Below are 16869 nucleotides of genomic sequence, written 5' to 3'. Positions count from 1 at the left end.
CGCGGCTTTGCAGGTTTGTGAAGCCTTTTTTCCACAGGAGGGATTGGAATGGCAGTCGCAGGAACAACCGCGGGAGGGTTCTCAGAGCCCGGTATTCTCGACAGGGAACGCATCATCGCAAAACCAGGCTTCAACCGGTGGCTCGTTCCCCCGGCAGCGCTGGCAATCCACCTATGCATCGGCATGGCCTATGGCTTCAGCGTCTTCTGGCTGCCGCTGTCGCGCGCACTCGGCGCGGACACGCCGGCTGCCTGCGCCGAGATGAACCTCATTGGCGCTCTCTTCACCACAGCCTGCAACTGGCGAGTGGCCGACCTCGGCTGGATCTACACGCTGTTCTTCGTTCTCCTCGGCTGCTCCGCTGCCATCTGGGGCGGCTGGCTGGAACGCTCTGGACCTCGCAAGGCCGGCTTCGTCGCGGCCTGCTGCTGGTGCGGCGGCATCCTCGTTGCAGCGCTTGGCGTCATGACCCACCAGCTGTGGCTGATGTGGCTGGGCGCCGGCGTGATCGGCGGCATCGGTCTCGGCCTCGGCTACATTTCGCCAGTATCCACCCTGATCAAATGGTTCCCGGACCGTCGCGGCATGGCGACCGGCATGGCGATCATGGGCTTCGGCGGAGGCGCGATGATCGGCGCACCGCTCGCCAACCTCCTGATGAACCACTTCAAGACGGATGTCTCGGTCGGCGTCTGGCAGACCTTCGTCGTCATGGCGATCATCTATTTCGTCTTCATGATGGGCGGCGCCTTCGGCTATCGCATTCCGCCGGCCGGCTGGCGTCCGGAAGGCTGGACACCACCTGTCTCCAAGAACACGATGATCACCATGCGCCACGTGCATCTGAAGAATGCACACAAGACGCCGCAGTTCTGGCTGATCTGGGCCGTGCTCTGCCTCAACGTGTCCGCCGGCATCGGGGTCATCGGCATGGCGTCGCCCATGCTGCAGGAAATCTTCGCCGGATCGCTGATCGGCCTTCCGGACCTGACCTTCGCGCAGCTCGATGCCGGGCAGAAGGGCCAGATCGCCGCCATCGCTGCGGGCTTTGCGGGTCTCCTGTCGCTGTTCAACATCGGCGGCCGCTTCTTCTGGGCATCGCTGTCGGACAAGATCGGCCGCAAGAACACCTATTTCGCGTTCTTCGTCATCGGCATCATCCTCTACGCTGCCGCTCCGACGCTGGCCGACATGGGCAGCAAGGCGCTCTTCGTCCTCGCCTTCGGCATCATCCTGTCCATGTATGGCGGCGGCTTTGCGACGATTCCGGCCTATCTCGCCGATATCTTCGGGACCCAGTTCGTGGGTGCGATCCATGGTCGCCTGCTGACGGCCTGGGCAACGGCCGGCATCGTCGGTCCCGTCGTGGTCAACTACATCCGCGAGGCCCAGCTTGCCGCCGGCGTACCCGCCGGACCGGCGCTCTACACCGGGACGATGTACATCCTGGCGGGGATGCTGGTGCTCGGCCTGATCGCCAACGCCCTGATCCGGCCGCTTCCGGAGAAGTGGTTCATGTCGGACGAGGAAGTGGCATCCCTGCAGGCGAAGACGGCTGCGGCAAATGCAGGCCCGACCGGTTCCTTCGGGATCGGCAAGGGCGGCTTCGACGGCAAGGCGCTCGCCGCCTGGGCCGTGGTCGGCATCCCGCTTCTCTGGGGCGTCTGGGTGACGCTGAGAAGCAGCCTGGTGATCTTCGGGTAAGGCCCGAGAGGTCCAGTGGAAGACCAGAATGGCGGCCCCAGGGCCGCCATTCTTCGTTGAACGGAGCCCGGCCGTCGAGATCCATTGGTCCGCGGATCTTGCGGCGACCTGCTGGTCACCAGAATCGGAAAGGCCACCCGATGCTATCGGGGTGGCCTTTCGATCCGGCTTTTGGCTGGCTTTTGGCGGAACCGCTTAGGCGGCCATTTCTTCGATCTCGGAGCCCCGGAACATCTTGGCGAGGTTCAGGAAGCAGATCATGCCATGCTCGTTGGCGATGATGCCTTCGGAGAAGGACTTGTCGAAGGAGGCCGAGATTTCCGGAACCGGCTGCACCTGACTCGACGGGATGGTCAGGATGTCGGACACCTGATCGACCAGCATGCCGATGACCATGTTGTGGACTTCGGCGACCACGATGGCGCTGCGTTCCGTTGCGACCGCGCTCTTCATGCCGAGCTTCTGCGCCAGATCGATGATCGGGATCACCGAACCGCGCAGGTTCATCACGCCGATGACGTCGGAGGGAGCGTGCGGAATGGGCGTCGAGGGTGCCCATCCGCGGATTTCGCGGATGGTCGTCGTCTTGACGCAGAATTCCTGATCGTGAAGGCGGAACGCGATGATTTCGAGCGTTTCGCCGCTGTAGTTCGCAGAACTGGTTGTCGTAGCCATCAAAATTCTTCCCAACTCTCCGGTGCCTGGAGCAAGGCGGCGCTTGACGCAGCGCGGGCGACCCGAGCCTGAAGCTGCCGAGCCGGTGAGGCTGCTGGCGGCCTGTCGTGATGCGATGAGACGACCCTAACGGAAGATTGTTGCGCAAATCTAAATCTAGCCAAAAGATCACGCAAAATCTCGGCTTCGCGGGCAAGACTATGGCTGGCCGCCGTCGTTTCCTCCACCATGGCAGCGTTCTGCTGCGTGTTCTGGTCCATGGTATTGACGGCGTGGCTGACCTCCCGAAGCGCGGTCGCCTGTTCGCGTGCGGCTTCCACGATCGCGGCGACGTTGCCGTTGATCTCGACAACCTGGGCAACGATGTCCTCCAGCGCCGTGCCGGTCTGCCCGACCAGCGAGACGCCTCGCGACACCTGCTCCGACGACGTCGTGATCAGCGTCTTGATCTCGCGGGCTGCTGTGGCCGACCGCTGGGCCAGTTCACGTACTTCCTGGGCAACGACCGCAAAACCTCTCCCCGCCTCGCCGGCACGCGCTGCCTCGACGCCTGCATTCAGCGCCAGCAGGTTGGTCTGGAAGGCAATTTCGTCGATGACTCCGATGATGCTGCTGATCTGCTTCGAGGACGCTTCGATCTGCCCCATGGCGTTGACCGCGTTGCGCACGACGTCCCCTGAGTTCTCGGCACCCTTGCGGGTCTTGGCCACCAGAGATCCTGCTTCCTCGGCGCGCCTGGCGCTGTCGGCGACGGTGCGGCTGATCTCTTCCAGCGCCGCTGCGGTTTCTTCGACGGCCGCTGCCTGCTGTTCCGTGCGCTTCGCCAGACTGTCGGATGCCTGCTGTATTTCGCCCGAACCGGCAGCGATACCCTCGGCATTCTGGTTGACGGTGCGCATGGCGTCACGAAGCTTCGAGATGGCACCGTTGAAGTCGACGCGGATCTTCTCAAGGCCGGGAATGAAGGGCCTGTCGATGGCGCATGTCAGGTCGCCTTCGGCCAGGCTCGTCAGTCCGGCGGCGATCTCGTCGACGGCTCTAACGCGCTCGGTGATGTCGGTCGCGAACTTCACGACCTTGAAGACCTTGCCGTCTGCATCCAGGATCGGGTTGTAGGACGCCTGTATCCAGACCACCTTGCCGCCCTTGCCGATGCGCTTGAATTCTGCGGCCACCGGCTCACCTTCCGACAGGCTGCGCCAGAACTGCCGATAGTCGCTGCTGTCGCGGAAGGAAGGCTCACAGAAGATGCCATGATGGCGGCCGACGACTTCGTTCAATTCGTAGCCCATGCAATCCAGAAAGTTCTGGTTGGCGTGCAGGATGTTGCCGGTCGGCGTGAATTCGATGACCGCCTGGGTGCGGGAGATCGCCGTGACCTTGCCGTCGTTTTCCGCAGCCTTCATCGTTGCCGCGGTGATGTCGGTGGCGATCTTGACGATCCTGCGCACCTTGCCGCGCACGATGACAGGATTGTAGGAGGCCTGGATCCAGATTTCGCGACCGCCCTTGGCGATCCGCTTGAAAGCACTGGATTCAAAATTCCCGGCGCCGAGCCGTTGCCAGAATTCGCGATACTCCCGCGATCCCGCATAGGTCGGTTCGCAGAACAGGCTGTGGTGCTTGCCGACGATTTCGGTCAGCTCGTAGCCGATGGCGCGACAGAAGTTTTCGTTGGCGGTCAGGATATGGCCGGTCACGTCGAACTCGATGATGGCCTGGGACTTGGAAAACGAAGCCAGGACAGCACTGCTGTCCGAGCCGAACGAAAGAAACGACATGGAATGCTCCGGTGGAAGAGGATGTGCCTTAGGATGCCTCTCGGCCAGACCAGCAAACCTCCATCATGGAGGTGATGCGCAAAGTCCCACGCCCTCAGTACAGACGGGTGAGAACTAGCAGCTGAGACTTAATAAACGGTCAAGCTTCTAGAGGTGCCGGTTTATCAAGTCCCAGCCACGACGCGCATCGGCGAAGTCGGTCAAGGCCCCAAAACGCAGCCACCAGGATTTGGTTCAAAAGGGATCCAGATCGCTTCAGGACATGCTGAACAAAGGATTAAGACGGCGGGCGGAAGCAGGGCTGGACGTCGACAGGGGGCAACCGCCGAGGACCGTGATCAGTACTCGCGCTCGTAGAAGATGCCGGCGGTGCCGCCTTCCGTGCCGGCACCTGCCTTCAGCTTGACCCCGCGACCGATGTCCAGGTTGATCGTCGCCTGGGCGCCTGCAGCGCCACCCTGTTCGAGCTGCAGGTAGGTGCGGTCGTTGAGGTATCGCCCGACGGAGACGGTGGTCTGCCCCGTGGAATCGGTGTTGATGTCGAGGTCGTCGACGCCGAGATTGTTGCGCAGCGTCTGCAGCAGCGAGGTGGATCCGTCTCCCGCCAGTTGGCTCACCGCATCTGCCAGCTGCGCAATCTGCAGCGGCGACAGGCGGGACATGGACTGCCCGAAGATCAACTGGGCCAGGACCTCGTCCTGGGGCAGCGCAGGCGAGGAAGAGAAGGTGATATCGGGGTCGTTCGCCAGTCCGGCGACGTTGACCGTAATCGTCGTCTGTCCGGAGGTGGTCGTGGCTTCCATGTCGAGAACCGGTATCAATCCGCCGCCGAAGGTGATGCGGCCTGACGTGAAATCGAGGCGCTTGGCCAGGATGACGATCCGGCCGCGGCGCAGGTCGAAAGCGCCGGACACCTGGGGGGCGGCGGTCGTGCCGGTGATGGTCAGGTCACCGCCGAGTTCCGCGTCGATGCCGCGGCCACGAACGAAGATGCTGTTGGGGGCATTCAGTGTCAGGTCCAGCCCAAGAGCGGCAGCGGTGCCATCCGCCCGTTCCGGTTGCAGCTTGGCGACCTGTTTTACCACTGCGGGGGGAGGTCTGCGATGGCGGACTTCAACCTCCGCAAGCGAGCTCGGCAGTTTGGCCGGCACGGTGATCGCCGCTTCGCTCAGATCCAATGTGCCGCCGAGCGTCGGCCCCCCTGTCAGCGGGCCGGTGACGGTAAGCGTGCCGTCGGCCGTCGCCGTCACGATGGTGCCGTCCACATAGGTGGCATCGTCGAGGTTGATCGTCAGATCGGCTGGAAACCCCGAGCCCGGGGCTATGCCGATCGTGCCGCTCGCGCTGATGCTGCCGCCCGTGGCAAGTTCGCCGGAGAGGTCGGTGATGACGGCCTGATCGCCGCTGAAGTTGACGTTGGCGCTGAGCTCCTCGATCGCGAGGTTGCGGCGAACATCGATAAATCGCGCGCCGGAGGCGGAAGCGGATCCTGTGATCGACGGTGCCGACGGTGTTCCACCAATCGAGAGATCGACGGTGCCGTCACCCTCCAGGACAAATCCCTGGCTGGCCAGTTGGCCGGCCAGGACCTGGAAGGGGATCTGCCCCTGGAAGTCGAGATTCAGTGCCCGGTCTCCGGTGAGCGATATCGTGCCGCCGCCGGAGAGCGAAAGACTGTTTTCGCCGGACAGGGTGGTGTCGAGGGTGACGCTGTCGCCGGCGTATTCGCCCGCTGCCCGCACCTGAAGGGCAGAGAGACCGGCGGCGGTGCTCTGGGCAACGGCCGCGTCCGACCAGGTGAGGTCGTACCGGACGGCTGGTGCCTCAGGCGTGCCGGAGGCGGTCACATCGCCGGATATCGTTCCACGGGCGCCGAGTGCCGGCACGAAGGCATTGGCGAGGCTTGCCGGGACGGACTGGACGTCCGCGTTAAGATCCAGCGTCGGCGGCCCGGTCTCGTTCAGAACCACCCGCCCGGCAGCCGTGACATCGAGACCATCGCCGCCCGCGACCTGGGTTTCGTCCAGAACCAGAGTGTTGTCGGAAAAGCTGCCAGCTGCCCGCAGGTTCAGAGGTGCCAGACCCGCATCCCGCGTCTGCTGCAGTTGGGCCTGCGACCACTCCAGGTCGTACTGAACCGATGGTTCCGTGATGGACCCCCCGGCGCTGATCGTCCCCGATATCGAGCCAGAGGCGTTGATGGCGGGAACGAAGCTGTTGATGAGGCTGGCCGGCAGCCGGTTGATCTCCGCCTGCAGGTCGAGGTTGCTGCCGACCGTTCCAGTGACGCTGACCTCTCCGCTTCCCGTGGACAGTGTCAGTCCGGAGAGCTCGGCGCTGCCGTTCTGGACGACCACGGTGGTCGGCGACGCCAGAGTGATCGGAATGTCGCGCGGCGTCGCGGCGAAACTTTCGAGCGCAACGGTCAGCTGATCGCCGGTACGGATCGTTGCGACTGCGGTGAGCGGTGCGCCGTCATACTGCGCATCGAGGTCGAGGCGTGTCGCACCGTCCTCGTATCCAAACCCGAGGTTCAGATCCGTGACCGCCGCAGCTGCCGTCCCGATGCGCGAAGCGCGGACCGTGCCATCGGCGGCAAGCTGCGTGATGTCCGGGATCGTCAGGTTCACAGCCGGCTCGGAGATGGTGACGGGATCCCGGCTGAGACTGCTGCCGGAGGCTTCCACCCTGGCTGCGGTGCGGCCGTCCTCCCTCGTGAAGGTCACTGTGCCGCTCAGATCTCCTGCCGCTTCCTGCGCCGCCAGCGCGGCCAGCAGGGAGACATCCGGAAACTCGAAGTTGACCGTACCTTCCGGCAGGAAATCAGGCGAGAACGCCAGGGAGCCGTTCAGACGGTTGGGCCCGACTTCGGCGGTGATCTCGGGGGCCTCTATCCTGCCTTCGGTGGAGACGAGGCCGGCATTGATGCGCAAGGGCTGCCCGTCGATCGTTCCGGTCGCGGCGACGGTGCCGCTCGGGGACTGCGGATTGGCGGTCCCTTCGACGGTCAGTCGCAGGTCTTCCAGCAACCGTCCGGCGAGGCGTGCTTCGGCGGAATTGACCACCGCATTGATCGAGAGCGCACTGATCGGGCCGGTCGCCGTCATCGTGAAGCCTGCCGCGCCATCGGCGTTCTCGACCCATCGCCCGATTTCCGGGATGCGTCCCGCCAGGTCGGCGTTCAACTGGTCGTTGCGGAAGGCAAGGCTTCCATGTGCTTCAAGTGCACTGGCGGTCAGCACCAGATTTTCGAGGCTGATGCCGCCGTCGCTGGTGCGCTCGATATAGCCTTCCGCGTTGATCTTGTCTTCAAACCGGCCGGCCAGAGATGGGGGAAGGACGGCGGGTGCCGCGGTCATGCGGAAATTGCCGCTCATCGCCTGCGTCTGCGTATCGAATGCACCGCTGACGGTGCCGCTCAGGCGGGCGCTGTCGAAGGTGGCGGCATCGAGACCGATGGCAGGCAGATCGAGGCGCAAAGGGGCGTCGAGGGTCAGCGGACCCTGGACGACGCGGTCGATCTCTTCGTTGACGAAATCGGTTTCACCGATGCGAACGCGCGTCCGGATGCTGCCGGTATTCTCGGCGATGTTCAGGTCTTCGCTTTCGGCCTGGATCCGGATCTGCCGGAAGCTGCCCTGGGGAAGGCTGGCGGCCGGCAGGGACGCCGTTGCATTGAACCTCGCGGAGGTCGCCGCGCCATTCAGGGTGAAATTGATGGTGTCGACGGTAAACCGGCTTTCCTCTCCGGCGATCGGCCAGACGATGTCGACGGGACCTTCGGTTCCGGTCAGGCTTGCGGTCAGGCTGTTGTCGCCGTTCGGGTTCCAGACGCCGGAAGCGACGATATTGACCGCACCGGAGGTGATCTGGCCGCTGTCGATGCCGATACGCCCGTTGGGGTTCATGTTGGCGGCCACATCAATTTCCGTCGTGCCCTCGAAAAGAGGGCGAAAGGCCGGCGGCAGCAAGGTGGCGAGCTGCCCGCCGCCTGTGACCGCGATGCTGCGGCTTCCATCCGGAAGCATCCGGTGCCGGGCGTTCACGTCGATCACCGGATCGCCGGCCACGCTGCCCGTGAGGTCGCCGCTCCAGTCGGAAAGCGGACCGGCCCCCTGAAGGGCGAGATCGACGGCCGGGGCACCCGGGAGGTGCAGCAGCCGAGCAAGAAGCCCGCCCTGCGGTTCCGAGACCGAGGCGTCGACCGAAAGCCTGTTCTCCTCCGGGGCATACAGCAGGTCCACGAGCGCACGGGCGTCCGGTTCGTCCTTCCGGCGCGCTTCCAGTTCGACCGAAACATCGGGGCCGGTCGCGTCGATCGAGCCCTTGAGCGAGAGCGAAAAGTCCCGTCCGCTCAGGGCCGGACCGAGATCGATGTCCGGCATGTCGATCTGTGCCACCTTCACCCCGATCGGCAGGGAAAAGCCGGATCCCGATTCATCGGTGACGGGCTCCGTTACCTCGGCGGGTTCCGGCGCGCGCAGCACATCGATCTGACTGACGGAAACATGGTCTGCCCGGAAAACGCCGCTGACGAGGGCAGTGGGCGACCAGTCGATCTCGATGCCGCTGAGCTGGGCATAGGGTCCGCGCGAATCGGACAGGGTCAGGTCCTCCAGGCGCAACTCGCCGCTCAGAAGGCCTTCCGGTCGCGAAAATTCGATGGTTCGGTCCGGGGTCGACAGGATGTCCGCAACACGCTCGGCAGCGATGCGTCCCCCCACCGGCGTCAAGCCGATGAACAGAAAGATACCAAGCCCCATGATGAGGACGATGGCCACGGCGGCTGCCGCAAGCACCACGATCCATTTCAGCAAGCGAACCATCAGCGTCATGCCCGATTTCATTGGTTTCGGCCGGCGACGTCGGCTCTGTTAAAAAGCTTGTCCAATTCCGGCATAGATGCCGAACTTGCTGCCACCTTCATAGCTTTGAAGGGGGACGGCAACGTCGATGCGCAGGGGGCCGAACGGTGTCGCATACCTGAGGCCCAGACCTGCACCTGCTCTTATATCCGAGAAATCAGGCACGAGTTCGGTTGAAACGGTGCCGATGTCGATGAAAGGCACGATACCAATGTTCTCCGTGATCCTCGTCCTGACCTCGAAGGAGGCCAATGTATAGGATCGTCCTCCCAACGCCTCGTTGGAATCATTGTAGGGCGAAATTTCCTGGTATCCATAGCCTCTGACAGAACCGCCACCGCCGGCAAAGAAGCGGCGGGTGACCGGTATGTCCGATAGGTCGTCCGCACCGATCAAAGTTCCTGCGGCAAGGCGACCGGCCAGCACGACGCGATCCTCCTCGCCAAAGCCCAGATAGCCGGACACCGAGCCCTCGAAGGAGGAGAAGATGCTGCCGTTGAACGCTTCGTAGGCGGGGTAGGCCTCCAAGGTGGCCCGGTAGCCCTCGGTCGGGTTGAGCTTGTTGTCTCTGGCATCGCGCTCAAACGAGATCGGAGTGCCGAACGTCAGGTATTCGTTCTCGCCGAAAGCATCGTCGGCGCGGATATAGACGACTTCGGCGCCGGCCTTCACCACGTCCGTCTCGTTCAGCTCATAGGAATAGGCGGCGGACCCCGCGATGCTTTGGGCTTCGTAGACATCCGGCGTCTCGCTGAACGCCTGCAGTCGTGCTTCGAAGGTTCCTTCCGGAATGATGGCGCCCGGCTTGATGAAGGTGATGCCCGCCGAATAGTTGAAGGTCGCAACGTCGGTGGTCGCCTCGATGCCGGACACCTTGCCTTCGATCCGCAGGGACTCCGCCTCTCCAAAGAGGTTCCTGTGTCCCCAATAGGCCTGCACGCCTGCACCGTCCAAGGACGCATATTCCGCGCCGAAGCCGAAGTAGCGGTGCTTCCCTTCCGAGACCTCGATGACGAGCGGCAACGTGCCTTCCGGCGTCAGACTGTCCGCCTCCCGAATGCTGACGCTCGAGAAGACGCCCAGCTCGCGAAGGCGCTCGGAGGCCTTCTGCAATTGCTCGGGCGAATAGCGGTCGCCCCTGTCGAGACGGGAATAGCGTTCAATGAAATCCGGCTCGACGGCGCGGGCACCTTTTACCGCCACCGCGCCCAGGTTGGCCACGGGTCCACCGACCGCTCCCATCACCACCTGTACCGTCTGCGTGGGATGATCGGCCGTGACCTGGCGTTCCGTCAGCCGCGCCAGAGGCCGGCCCTCGTCCTTGATGTCGACCAGGAGCTGCTCGCCGGCCTTCAGGATCAGGCGGGAGCCCACCTCTTCGCCGACAATCAGATCGTACTCTTCCGGGTCTCGCCCGGCAGCGGCCCCCTCGAACCGCACCGCTCCCAAGGTGAAGGGCGGCCCGGGAACGACGGTAACGGTGACCGGAACCGGCTGCGAATGATCGAACGTGGGATTGGGCGGCAGATCATCCAGGTCCCGCCCCTGAATGGTGATGTGGACGGTTCCCCCGTAACGGGCGTCTTCGTAAAGAACCGCGACCAGGCGATCGCGATCTTCGCGGGCCTTGACGACGAGCCCCAGATCGCCGGAGACCGGGTTTCCATCGTCATTCACCAGCGACGCCACATTTTCCAGCCGCTCGGCAAGATCCTGATCGGTGGTGCCGGTGTCGATCGTCGCTTCGTAGGCGACCGGATTGATGACCTCGACGGCCTCGTCTTCACTGCCGAAGAGCGTGATACCGAAAAGCTTGAAGGCATGCGCTTCTGAAACCGGGCAAAAAGCGACCGCGGTTGCGAAGGCTGCCAGCGCTGACGCTCGCCTCAGCTTACCGGCAGTTGCTGCCTCGCTTTTTCTCGCATGCCTATCCAAAGTCAGTTTTTCGCCTGTTCTCGCAGCTGTCCCGGCCCAGGCTGCCTATGTAGCGGCAAACGGCGGAAGCGAATACCTTTTTTCATATTCCGATTGTCTTTTGTACGAGAAAAGCCCCGGAGCGTGCTCCGGGGCAACAATGGCAAAAAGTCCGACAGGGTATCAGTATCCGCGCGGGCAGTCGTCGATGTAGCGGCGGCCGTATCTGTCACGGTAGTAGCACTGGCCCGGCTGCTGTGCGACGGAGCCGATGAGGGCTCCGGACACGCCGCCGATCGCCGCACCGACGGCGGCACCGCGAACATCGCCGGTGGCAATGCCGCCGATGACAGCGCCTGTTCCGGCGCCAATGGCCGCGCCCTGCTCGGTCTGGGTGCAGCTTGCGGCCGACAGGCCGACGATCATCAGGATGATAGCTTTTTTCATGGTTTCCTCCACGGTTCCGAAGACGTTCAATGGCTGGCGGCGACGCCTTCGCCCCTGGCTTGCGGACAGCGCATCGGCTGAAACAATAGAACGACCGGGCGCGAAGTCCAGATGAAGATCAACCAAATATGCCTGAATTGCCGACGGGAATTGACGACCGTCAGGCCGCGGATCCTCTGCCTGGCGCAGGTGGAAAAAAGCCCGCCAGACCGACAAAACAGAGGTTGATCAGCTCCGAAAAAAGGCAAATGATGTCCGCGTGTCTGGAGGAGGCACGAGGAGGAACATGATGGCGAAAGTGACGCTGACGGTGAATGGCCGCAGGGTGAGCGAAGACTGCGATGACCGCATGCTGCTCGTTCATTTTATCCGCGACAAGCTGGGACTGACGGGGACACATGTGGGGTGCGATACCACCCAATGCGGAACCTGCGTGGTGCATATGGACGGCCGCTCGGTGAAGAGCTGTTCCGTCCTTGCCGTTCAGGCGGCCGGATCCGACGTCACGACCATCGAGGGGCTTGCAGCGCAGGGAGACCTTCATCCGGTCCAGGCCGCTTTCAAGGAGCATCATGGTCTGCAGTGCGGCTTCTGCACGCCGGGCATGGTGATGACGGCGGTCGACATGATCCATCGCCACGGAGGGCAGCTCGACGAGGCGACGGTCCGCCACGAGCTTGAGGGCAATATCTGTCGCTGCACCGGCTACCACAACATCGTGAAAGCCGTGCTCGCCGCCAATGCGGACATGCAGGCAGGCCGAGAAGCCGCCGAGTAGCCATCCGGGCGAATGGCGGCTCACGGCGTTGGCGGTTGCGCGTGGAGGCGCAATCACAACGTCCCGCCATCTCCATCGAACCAAATTCAGACGTTTCCTGGGAGGAGATGACCATGGGTGTTGAGGGTATCGGTGCGCGCGTGACCCGCAAGGAGGACAAGCGCTTTCTGACGGGCAAGGGACGCTATACCGACGACATGTCGGTGCCGGGCATGAAGCACGCGTGTTTCGTGCGAAGCCCCTATGCCCATGCGAGGATTCGCAGCATGGATACGACGGCGGCACGGGAGATGCCCGGCGTTATCGGCATCCTCGACGGGCGGCAGCTTCAGGCCGACGGCATCGGCAATCTGATCTGCGGCTGGATGATCCATTCCAAGGATGGCTCGCCGATGAAGATGGGGGCGTGGCGGCCGCTGGCCTACGAGACCGTCCGCTATGTCGGCGATGCCGTCGCCATCGTCGTTGCCGACACCTACGCCGAAGCGCGGGATGCGGCCGAGGCCGTGACGGTCGACTACGAGGAACTTCCCGCCGTCACGGAAGCCGTGTCCGCCCTGCAGGCGGAGGCGCCGCAGATCCATCCGGAAGCGCCGGGCAATCTGATCTTCGACTGGCAGATCGGCGATCCGGAGGCCACCGACCGGGCCATCGCCTCGGCGGCGCATGTGACGGAAATCAAGATCCACAACAACCGGCTGTCGCCGAACCCCATGGAGCCGCGATCGACGCTCGGCATCTATGACGCCGCCGAAGAGCACTACACCTGCTATACGACGAGCCAGAACCCGCATGTGGCGCGGCTGGTGATGAGCGCCTTCTACAATGTGGCGCCGGAAAACAAGCTGCGCGTCATCGCGCCGGACGTCGGCGGCGGTTTCGGTTCGAAGATCTACATCTATCCGGAGGAGATCGTCTGTCTCTGGGCGTCGAAGAAGACCGGCGTCCCGGTCAAATGGACCTCGGACCGCACGGAAGCCTTTCTCACCGATGCCCATGGTCGCGACCATGTCTCGACGGTGAAGATGGGCTTTGATGCCGATCACCGGATCGTCGGGCTGAAGGTGGATACCATCGCCAATCTCGGCGCCTATATGTCGCTCTTCTCCTCGGCGGTGCCGACCTATCTCTATGCGACGCTGCTGTCGGGCCAGTACGCGATCCCCGCCATCCACGCCAATGTCCGCACGGTCTACACCAACACCGTGCCGGTCGATGCCTATCGCGGTGCCGGGCGACCGGAAGCGACCTATCTTTTGGAGCGGACGATGGAGACGGCGGCGCGGGAGCTCGGCCTCTCGCCGGCGGAACTGCGCCGCAAGAACTTCATCCGCAGCTTCCCCTACCAGACGCCGGTGATCATGAACTATGACGCCGGCGACTACGAAGCGTCGCTGTCTGCTGCTATGCAGGCTGCCGATTGGGACGGCTTCCCGGCCAGGAAGGCGGAGGCCGCCGAGCGCGGTAAGAAACGCGGCATCGGCATGAGCTGCTACATCGAAGCCTGCGGCATTGCGCCGTCGGCGGCCGTCGGGTCGCTCGGGGCAGGAGTCGGTCTCTGGGAATCGGCGGAGGTGCGGGTGAACGCCGTCGGCACCATCGAGGTGCTGACCGGGTCCCACAGCCACGGCCAGGGCCATGAAACCACCTTCGCGCAGCTGGTCGCCGAAAGGCTCGGGGTCCCGATCGACAGCGTCAACATCGTCCATGGCGACACCGACAAGGTGCAGATGGGGATGGGCACCTATGGCTCCCGCTCCGGGGCCGTCGGCATGTCGGCCGTCGTCAAGGCGCTCGACAAGGTCGAGGCAAAGGCGAAGAAGATCGCCGCCCACATGATGGAAGCGGACGAGAACGACATCGTCATCGAGAACGGCGAACTGAAAGTGGCCGGTACCGACAAGACGGTGCCGTGGTTCCAGGTGGCGCTGTCGGCCTATACGGCCCACAATCTGCCCTCCGGCATGGAGCCGGGCCTGAAGGAAACCGCCTTCTACGACCCGGCGAACTTCACCTTCCCGGCCGGCTGCTACATCGCCGAGGTGGAGGTGGATCCGGAGACGGGCAAGACGCAGATCGTGCAGTTCGTCGCGGCCGACGACTTCGGCAACATCATCAATCCGATGATCGTCGAAGGCCAGGTCCACGGCGGGCTGGCGCAGGGGATCGGGCAGGCGCTGCTCGAGGAGGTTCGCTATGATCCGGAATCCGGCCAACTCCTGACGGCCAGCTACATGGACTACGCCATGCCGCGGGCCGACGACCTGCCGTCCTTCGATCTGTCGCACCAGAATACGCCGTGCCCCAGCAACCCGCTCGGCATCAAGGGCTGCGGCGAAGCCGGCGCGATCGGATCGCCGCCGGCGCTGATCAACGCGATCACCGATGCGATCGGCACCAATGATCTCACCATGCCCGCCACGCCGATGAAGGTCTGGCTGGCGATGCAGGCAAACCACTGAGGAGGAACCGACATGTATGCAACCAGCTATCATCGCGCCTCTTCCGTGGAAGATGCCGTCAAACTGCGGGGCGAACACGAGGAGGGCCGCTATCTGTCGGGCGGCATGACCCTGATCGCCACGATGAAACAGCGGCTGGCGGCGCCCAGCGATCTCATCGACCTCAGGCACATCCCGGATCTGAAGGGTGTCTCTGTCGATGGCCGCAATGTCCGGATCGGCGCTGGAACGCCGCATGCGGATGTCGCCGGCTCCTCCATGCTGCGCTCCGTCTGTCCTGCGATCTGCGCGCTTGCCGGGATGATCGGCGATCCGCATGTCCGCCACATGGGCACGATCGGCGGGTCGATCGCCAACAATGATCCGGCCGCCGATTATCCGGCTGCCATGCTGGGCCTCGGCGCAACCATCATCACCGACCGCCGCTGGCTGGCGGCCGATGACTTCTTCACAGGCATGTTTGAGACAGCGCTGGAAGAAGGGGAGATGGTCACAGCCGTGACATTCGAGGCGCCCGAAAAGGCAGGCTATGCGAAATTTGCCAACCCGGCCTCCCGCTATGCGCTGACCGGCGTGTTCGTGGCGAAGCGCGGGGATGGCGTTCGCGTGGCGGTCACCGGAGCGGGCGCCGACGGCGTCTTCCGCCACGCCGGCATGGAGGCAGCCCTGGCATCGACCTGGTCTCCCGACTCTGTCGCCGGTGCGGAGGTCGCTTCCGCGGATCTTCTGTCGGACATGCACGCCAGTCCCGACTACCGCGCCAATCTCGTGAAGGTGATGGCAAAGCGCGCCGTGATGGCGGCGGGCTGACGGATCGATGTGCCGGAAACGGCTGCTCGCCTCGGTGGCGCCAGCTTGATGTGGATCAAGTTTCCATGGTCACCGGTCGGTTAAGTCCATTTTCGGGATTCCTTGCGAGAATGTCCAATTGCCGCAGTCTGGATTTATTCCAATCTGCGGGGTTGACGAAATGCGAGCGAGAAACCAAAACCAAAAACAGGTTCTGGAGTGTGAAATGGATTTCGAGGCATTTTTCAAGAGCGAGCTGGACAGCCTTCACCAGGAAGGCCGGTATCGGGTGTTCGCCGATCTCGAGCGGCACCGGGGAAACTTCCCGCGTGCCACGCGTCACACGCCTGAGGGCCCCAAGGACGTTACCGTCTGGTGTTCCAACGACTACCTCGGCATGGGCCAGCATCCGGCCGTGATCGAAGCCATGAAAGAGGCGATCGATCACTGTGGCGCGGGTGCGGGAGGCACCCGGAATATCTCTGGCACGACCCATTACCATGTTCGCCTCGAGCAGGAACTGGCCGATCTTCACGGCAAGGAAGCGGCGCTCGTCTTCACCTCCGGCTATGTATCCAACTGGGCGACGCTCGGCACGCTCGGCCAGAAGATCCCGGGCCTGATCATCTTTTCGGATGCCCTGAACCATGCCTCGATGATCGAAGGCATTCGCCATGGCAAGTGCGAGCGGGTGATCTGGAAGCACAACGATCTCAACGACCTGGAAGCCAAGCTGGCGGCAGCTGACCCCAATGCGCCGAAGCTGATCGCTTTCGAATCAGTCTATTCCATGGATGGCGACATCGCGCCGATCAAGGAGATCTGCGATCTCGCCGACCGCTACGGCGCCATGACCTATCTCGACGAGGTGCATGCGGTGGGCATGTACGGCCCGCGTGGCGGCGGCATTGCAGAGCGCGAAGGGCTGATGGACCGGCTCACCATCATCGAAGGCACGCTCGGCAAGGCCTTCGGTGTGATGGGCGGTTATATCGCGGCGTCGACGGCGCTCTGCGACTTTATCCGCTCGTTCTCCTCCGGCTTCATCTTCACGACTGCGCTGCCGCCGACGCTGGCCGCCGGCGCGATCGCCTCGATCCGGCACCTCAAGGCAAGCCCCTTCGAGCGGATCCGCCATCAGGATCGCGTCAAGAAGCTTCGTTCGCTGCTCGACGCCCGCGGCATCCCGCATATGCACAACCCGAGCCACATCGTTCCGGTGATGGTCGGCGATGCTGCCAAGTGCAAGTGGATCTCGGACATCATGCTGGATTCCTTCGACATCTACGTGCAGCCGATCAACTACCCGACGGTCCCGCGCAAGACCGAGCGCCTGCGCATTACTCCGACGCCGCTGCATTCGGATGGCGATCTGGAGCATCTGGTCGGCTCGCTGCACCAGCTCTGGGCCCGCTGCGCGCTGGCCCGCGCGGTCGCCTGATCCGTCTCAGGGA

General features: G+C 63.6%; 10 protein-coding genes. 5 read left to right on the top strand and 5 right to left on the bottom strand.

All coding sequences use genetic code 11. From position 1 onward, the window contains the following. Positions 1 to 48: 48 nt before the first annotated feature. Positions 49 to 1704: an OFA family MFS transporter gene (locus tag EO99_RS0104395; protein ID WP_029617429.1), complete on the top strand. Its 1656-nt coding sequence runs from the start codon at positions 49 to 51 to the stop codon at positions 1702 to 1704. Positions 1705 to 1899: 195 nt separating this feature from the next. Here EO99_RS0104395 and EO99_RS0104390 read toward each other — a convergent pair whose 3' ends face one another. The 5 genes from EO99_RS0104390 to EO99_RS0104370 form a co-directional block, all read right to left on the bottom strand. Further along, on the bottom strand, positions 1900 to 2379 hold the full coding sequence (locus EO99_RS0104390; protein WP_029617428.1) for a chemotaxis protein CheW: 480 nt from the start codon (positions 2377 to 2379) through the stop codon (positions 1900 to 1902). Next, on the bottom strand, positions 2379 to 4160 hold the full coding sequence (locus EO99_RS0104385) for a methyl-accepting chemotaxis protein (protein WP_029617427.1): 1782 nt from the start codon (positions 4158 to 4160) through the stop codon (positions 2379 to 2381). Before EO99_RS0104385 ends, EO99_RS0104390 begins: the two co-directional genes overlap by 1 nt. Positions 4161 to 4498: 338 nt before the next feature. Beyond that, positions 4499 to 7267, bottom strand: coding sequence for a translocation/assembly module TamB domain-containing protein (locus tag EO99_RS28750; RefSeq protein WP_456238895.1), 2769 nt, complete (start codon positions 7265 to 7267; stop codon positions 4499 to 4501). 1767 nt (positions 7268 to 9034) lie between these two features. Then, complete coding sequence (locus EO99_RS0104375; RefSeq protein WP_456238894.1) at positions 9035 to 10960, bottom strand: autotransporter assembly complex protein TamA; 1926 nt, start codon at positions 10958 to 10960, stop codon at positions 9035 to 9037. A gap of 162 nt (positions 10961 to 11122) precedes the next feature. Next, the gene (locus EO99_RS0104370) at positions 11123 to 11386 is read right to left on the bottom strand and encodes a YMGG-like glycine zipper-containing protein (protein ID WP_029617424.1); all 264 of its coding nucleotides are present in this window, start codon (positions 11384 to 11386) and stop codon (positions 11123 to 11125) included. Between the two features lie 289 nt (positions 11387 to 11675). Here EO99_RS0104370 and EO99_RS0104365 point away from each other — a divergent pair, with 289 nt between their 5' ends. The 4 genes from EO99_RS0104365 to hemA all read left to right on the top strand — a co-directional run bounded on the left by EO99_RS0104365 (position 11676) and on the right by hemA (position 16856). Continuing rightward, positions 11676 to 12164 (top strand): (2Fe-2S)-binding protein, encoded by a 489-nt coding sequence (locus EO99_RS0104365; RefSeq protein ID WP_029617423.1) that lies wholly within the window; start codon positions 11676 to 11678, stop codon positions 12162 to 12164. A 113-nt stretch (positions 12165 to 12277) separates the two neighbouring features. Next, positions 12278 to 14626: a xanthine dehydrogenase family protein molybdopterin-binding subunit gene (locus tag EO99_RS0104360; protein ID WP_029617422.1), complete on the top strand. Its 2349-nt coding sequence runs from the start codon at positions 12278 to 12280 to the stop codon at positions 14624 to 14626. Positions 14627 to 14638: 12 nt separating this feature from the next. Continuing rightward, positions 14639 to 15436, top strand: a complete 798-nt coding sequence (locus EO99_RS0104355; RefSeq protein WP_029617421.1) for an FAD binding domain-containing protein — start codon at positions 14639 to 14641, stop codon at positions 15434 to 15436. 205 nt (positions 15437 to 15641) lie between these two features. Continuing rightward, positions 15642 to 16856: a 5-aminolevulinate synthase gene (gene hemA / locus EO99_RS0104350; protein ID WP_029617420.1), complete on the top strand. Its 1215-nt coding sequence runs from the start codon at positions 15642 to 15644 to the stop codon at positions 16854 to 16856. The last annotated feature ends 13 nt before the right edge of the window (positions 16857 to 16869 follow it).

Source organism: Pseudorhizobium marinum (genome assembly GCF_000705355.1).
Classification (GTDB): domain Bacteria; phylum Pseudomonadota; class Alphaproteobacteria; order Rhizobiales; family Rhizobiaceae; genus Neorhizobium; species Neorhizobium pelagicum.
Note: the sequence above shows the minus strand (reverse complement) of the source record. Positions and strands in the feature narration are given on the sequence as shown.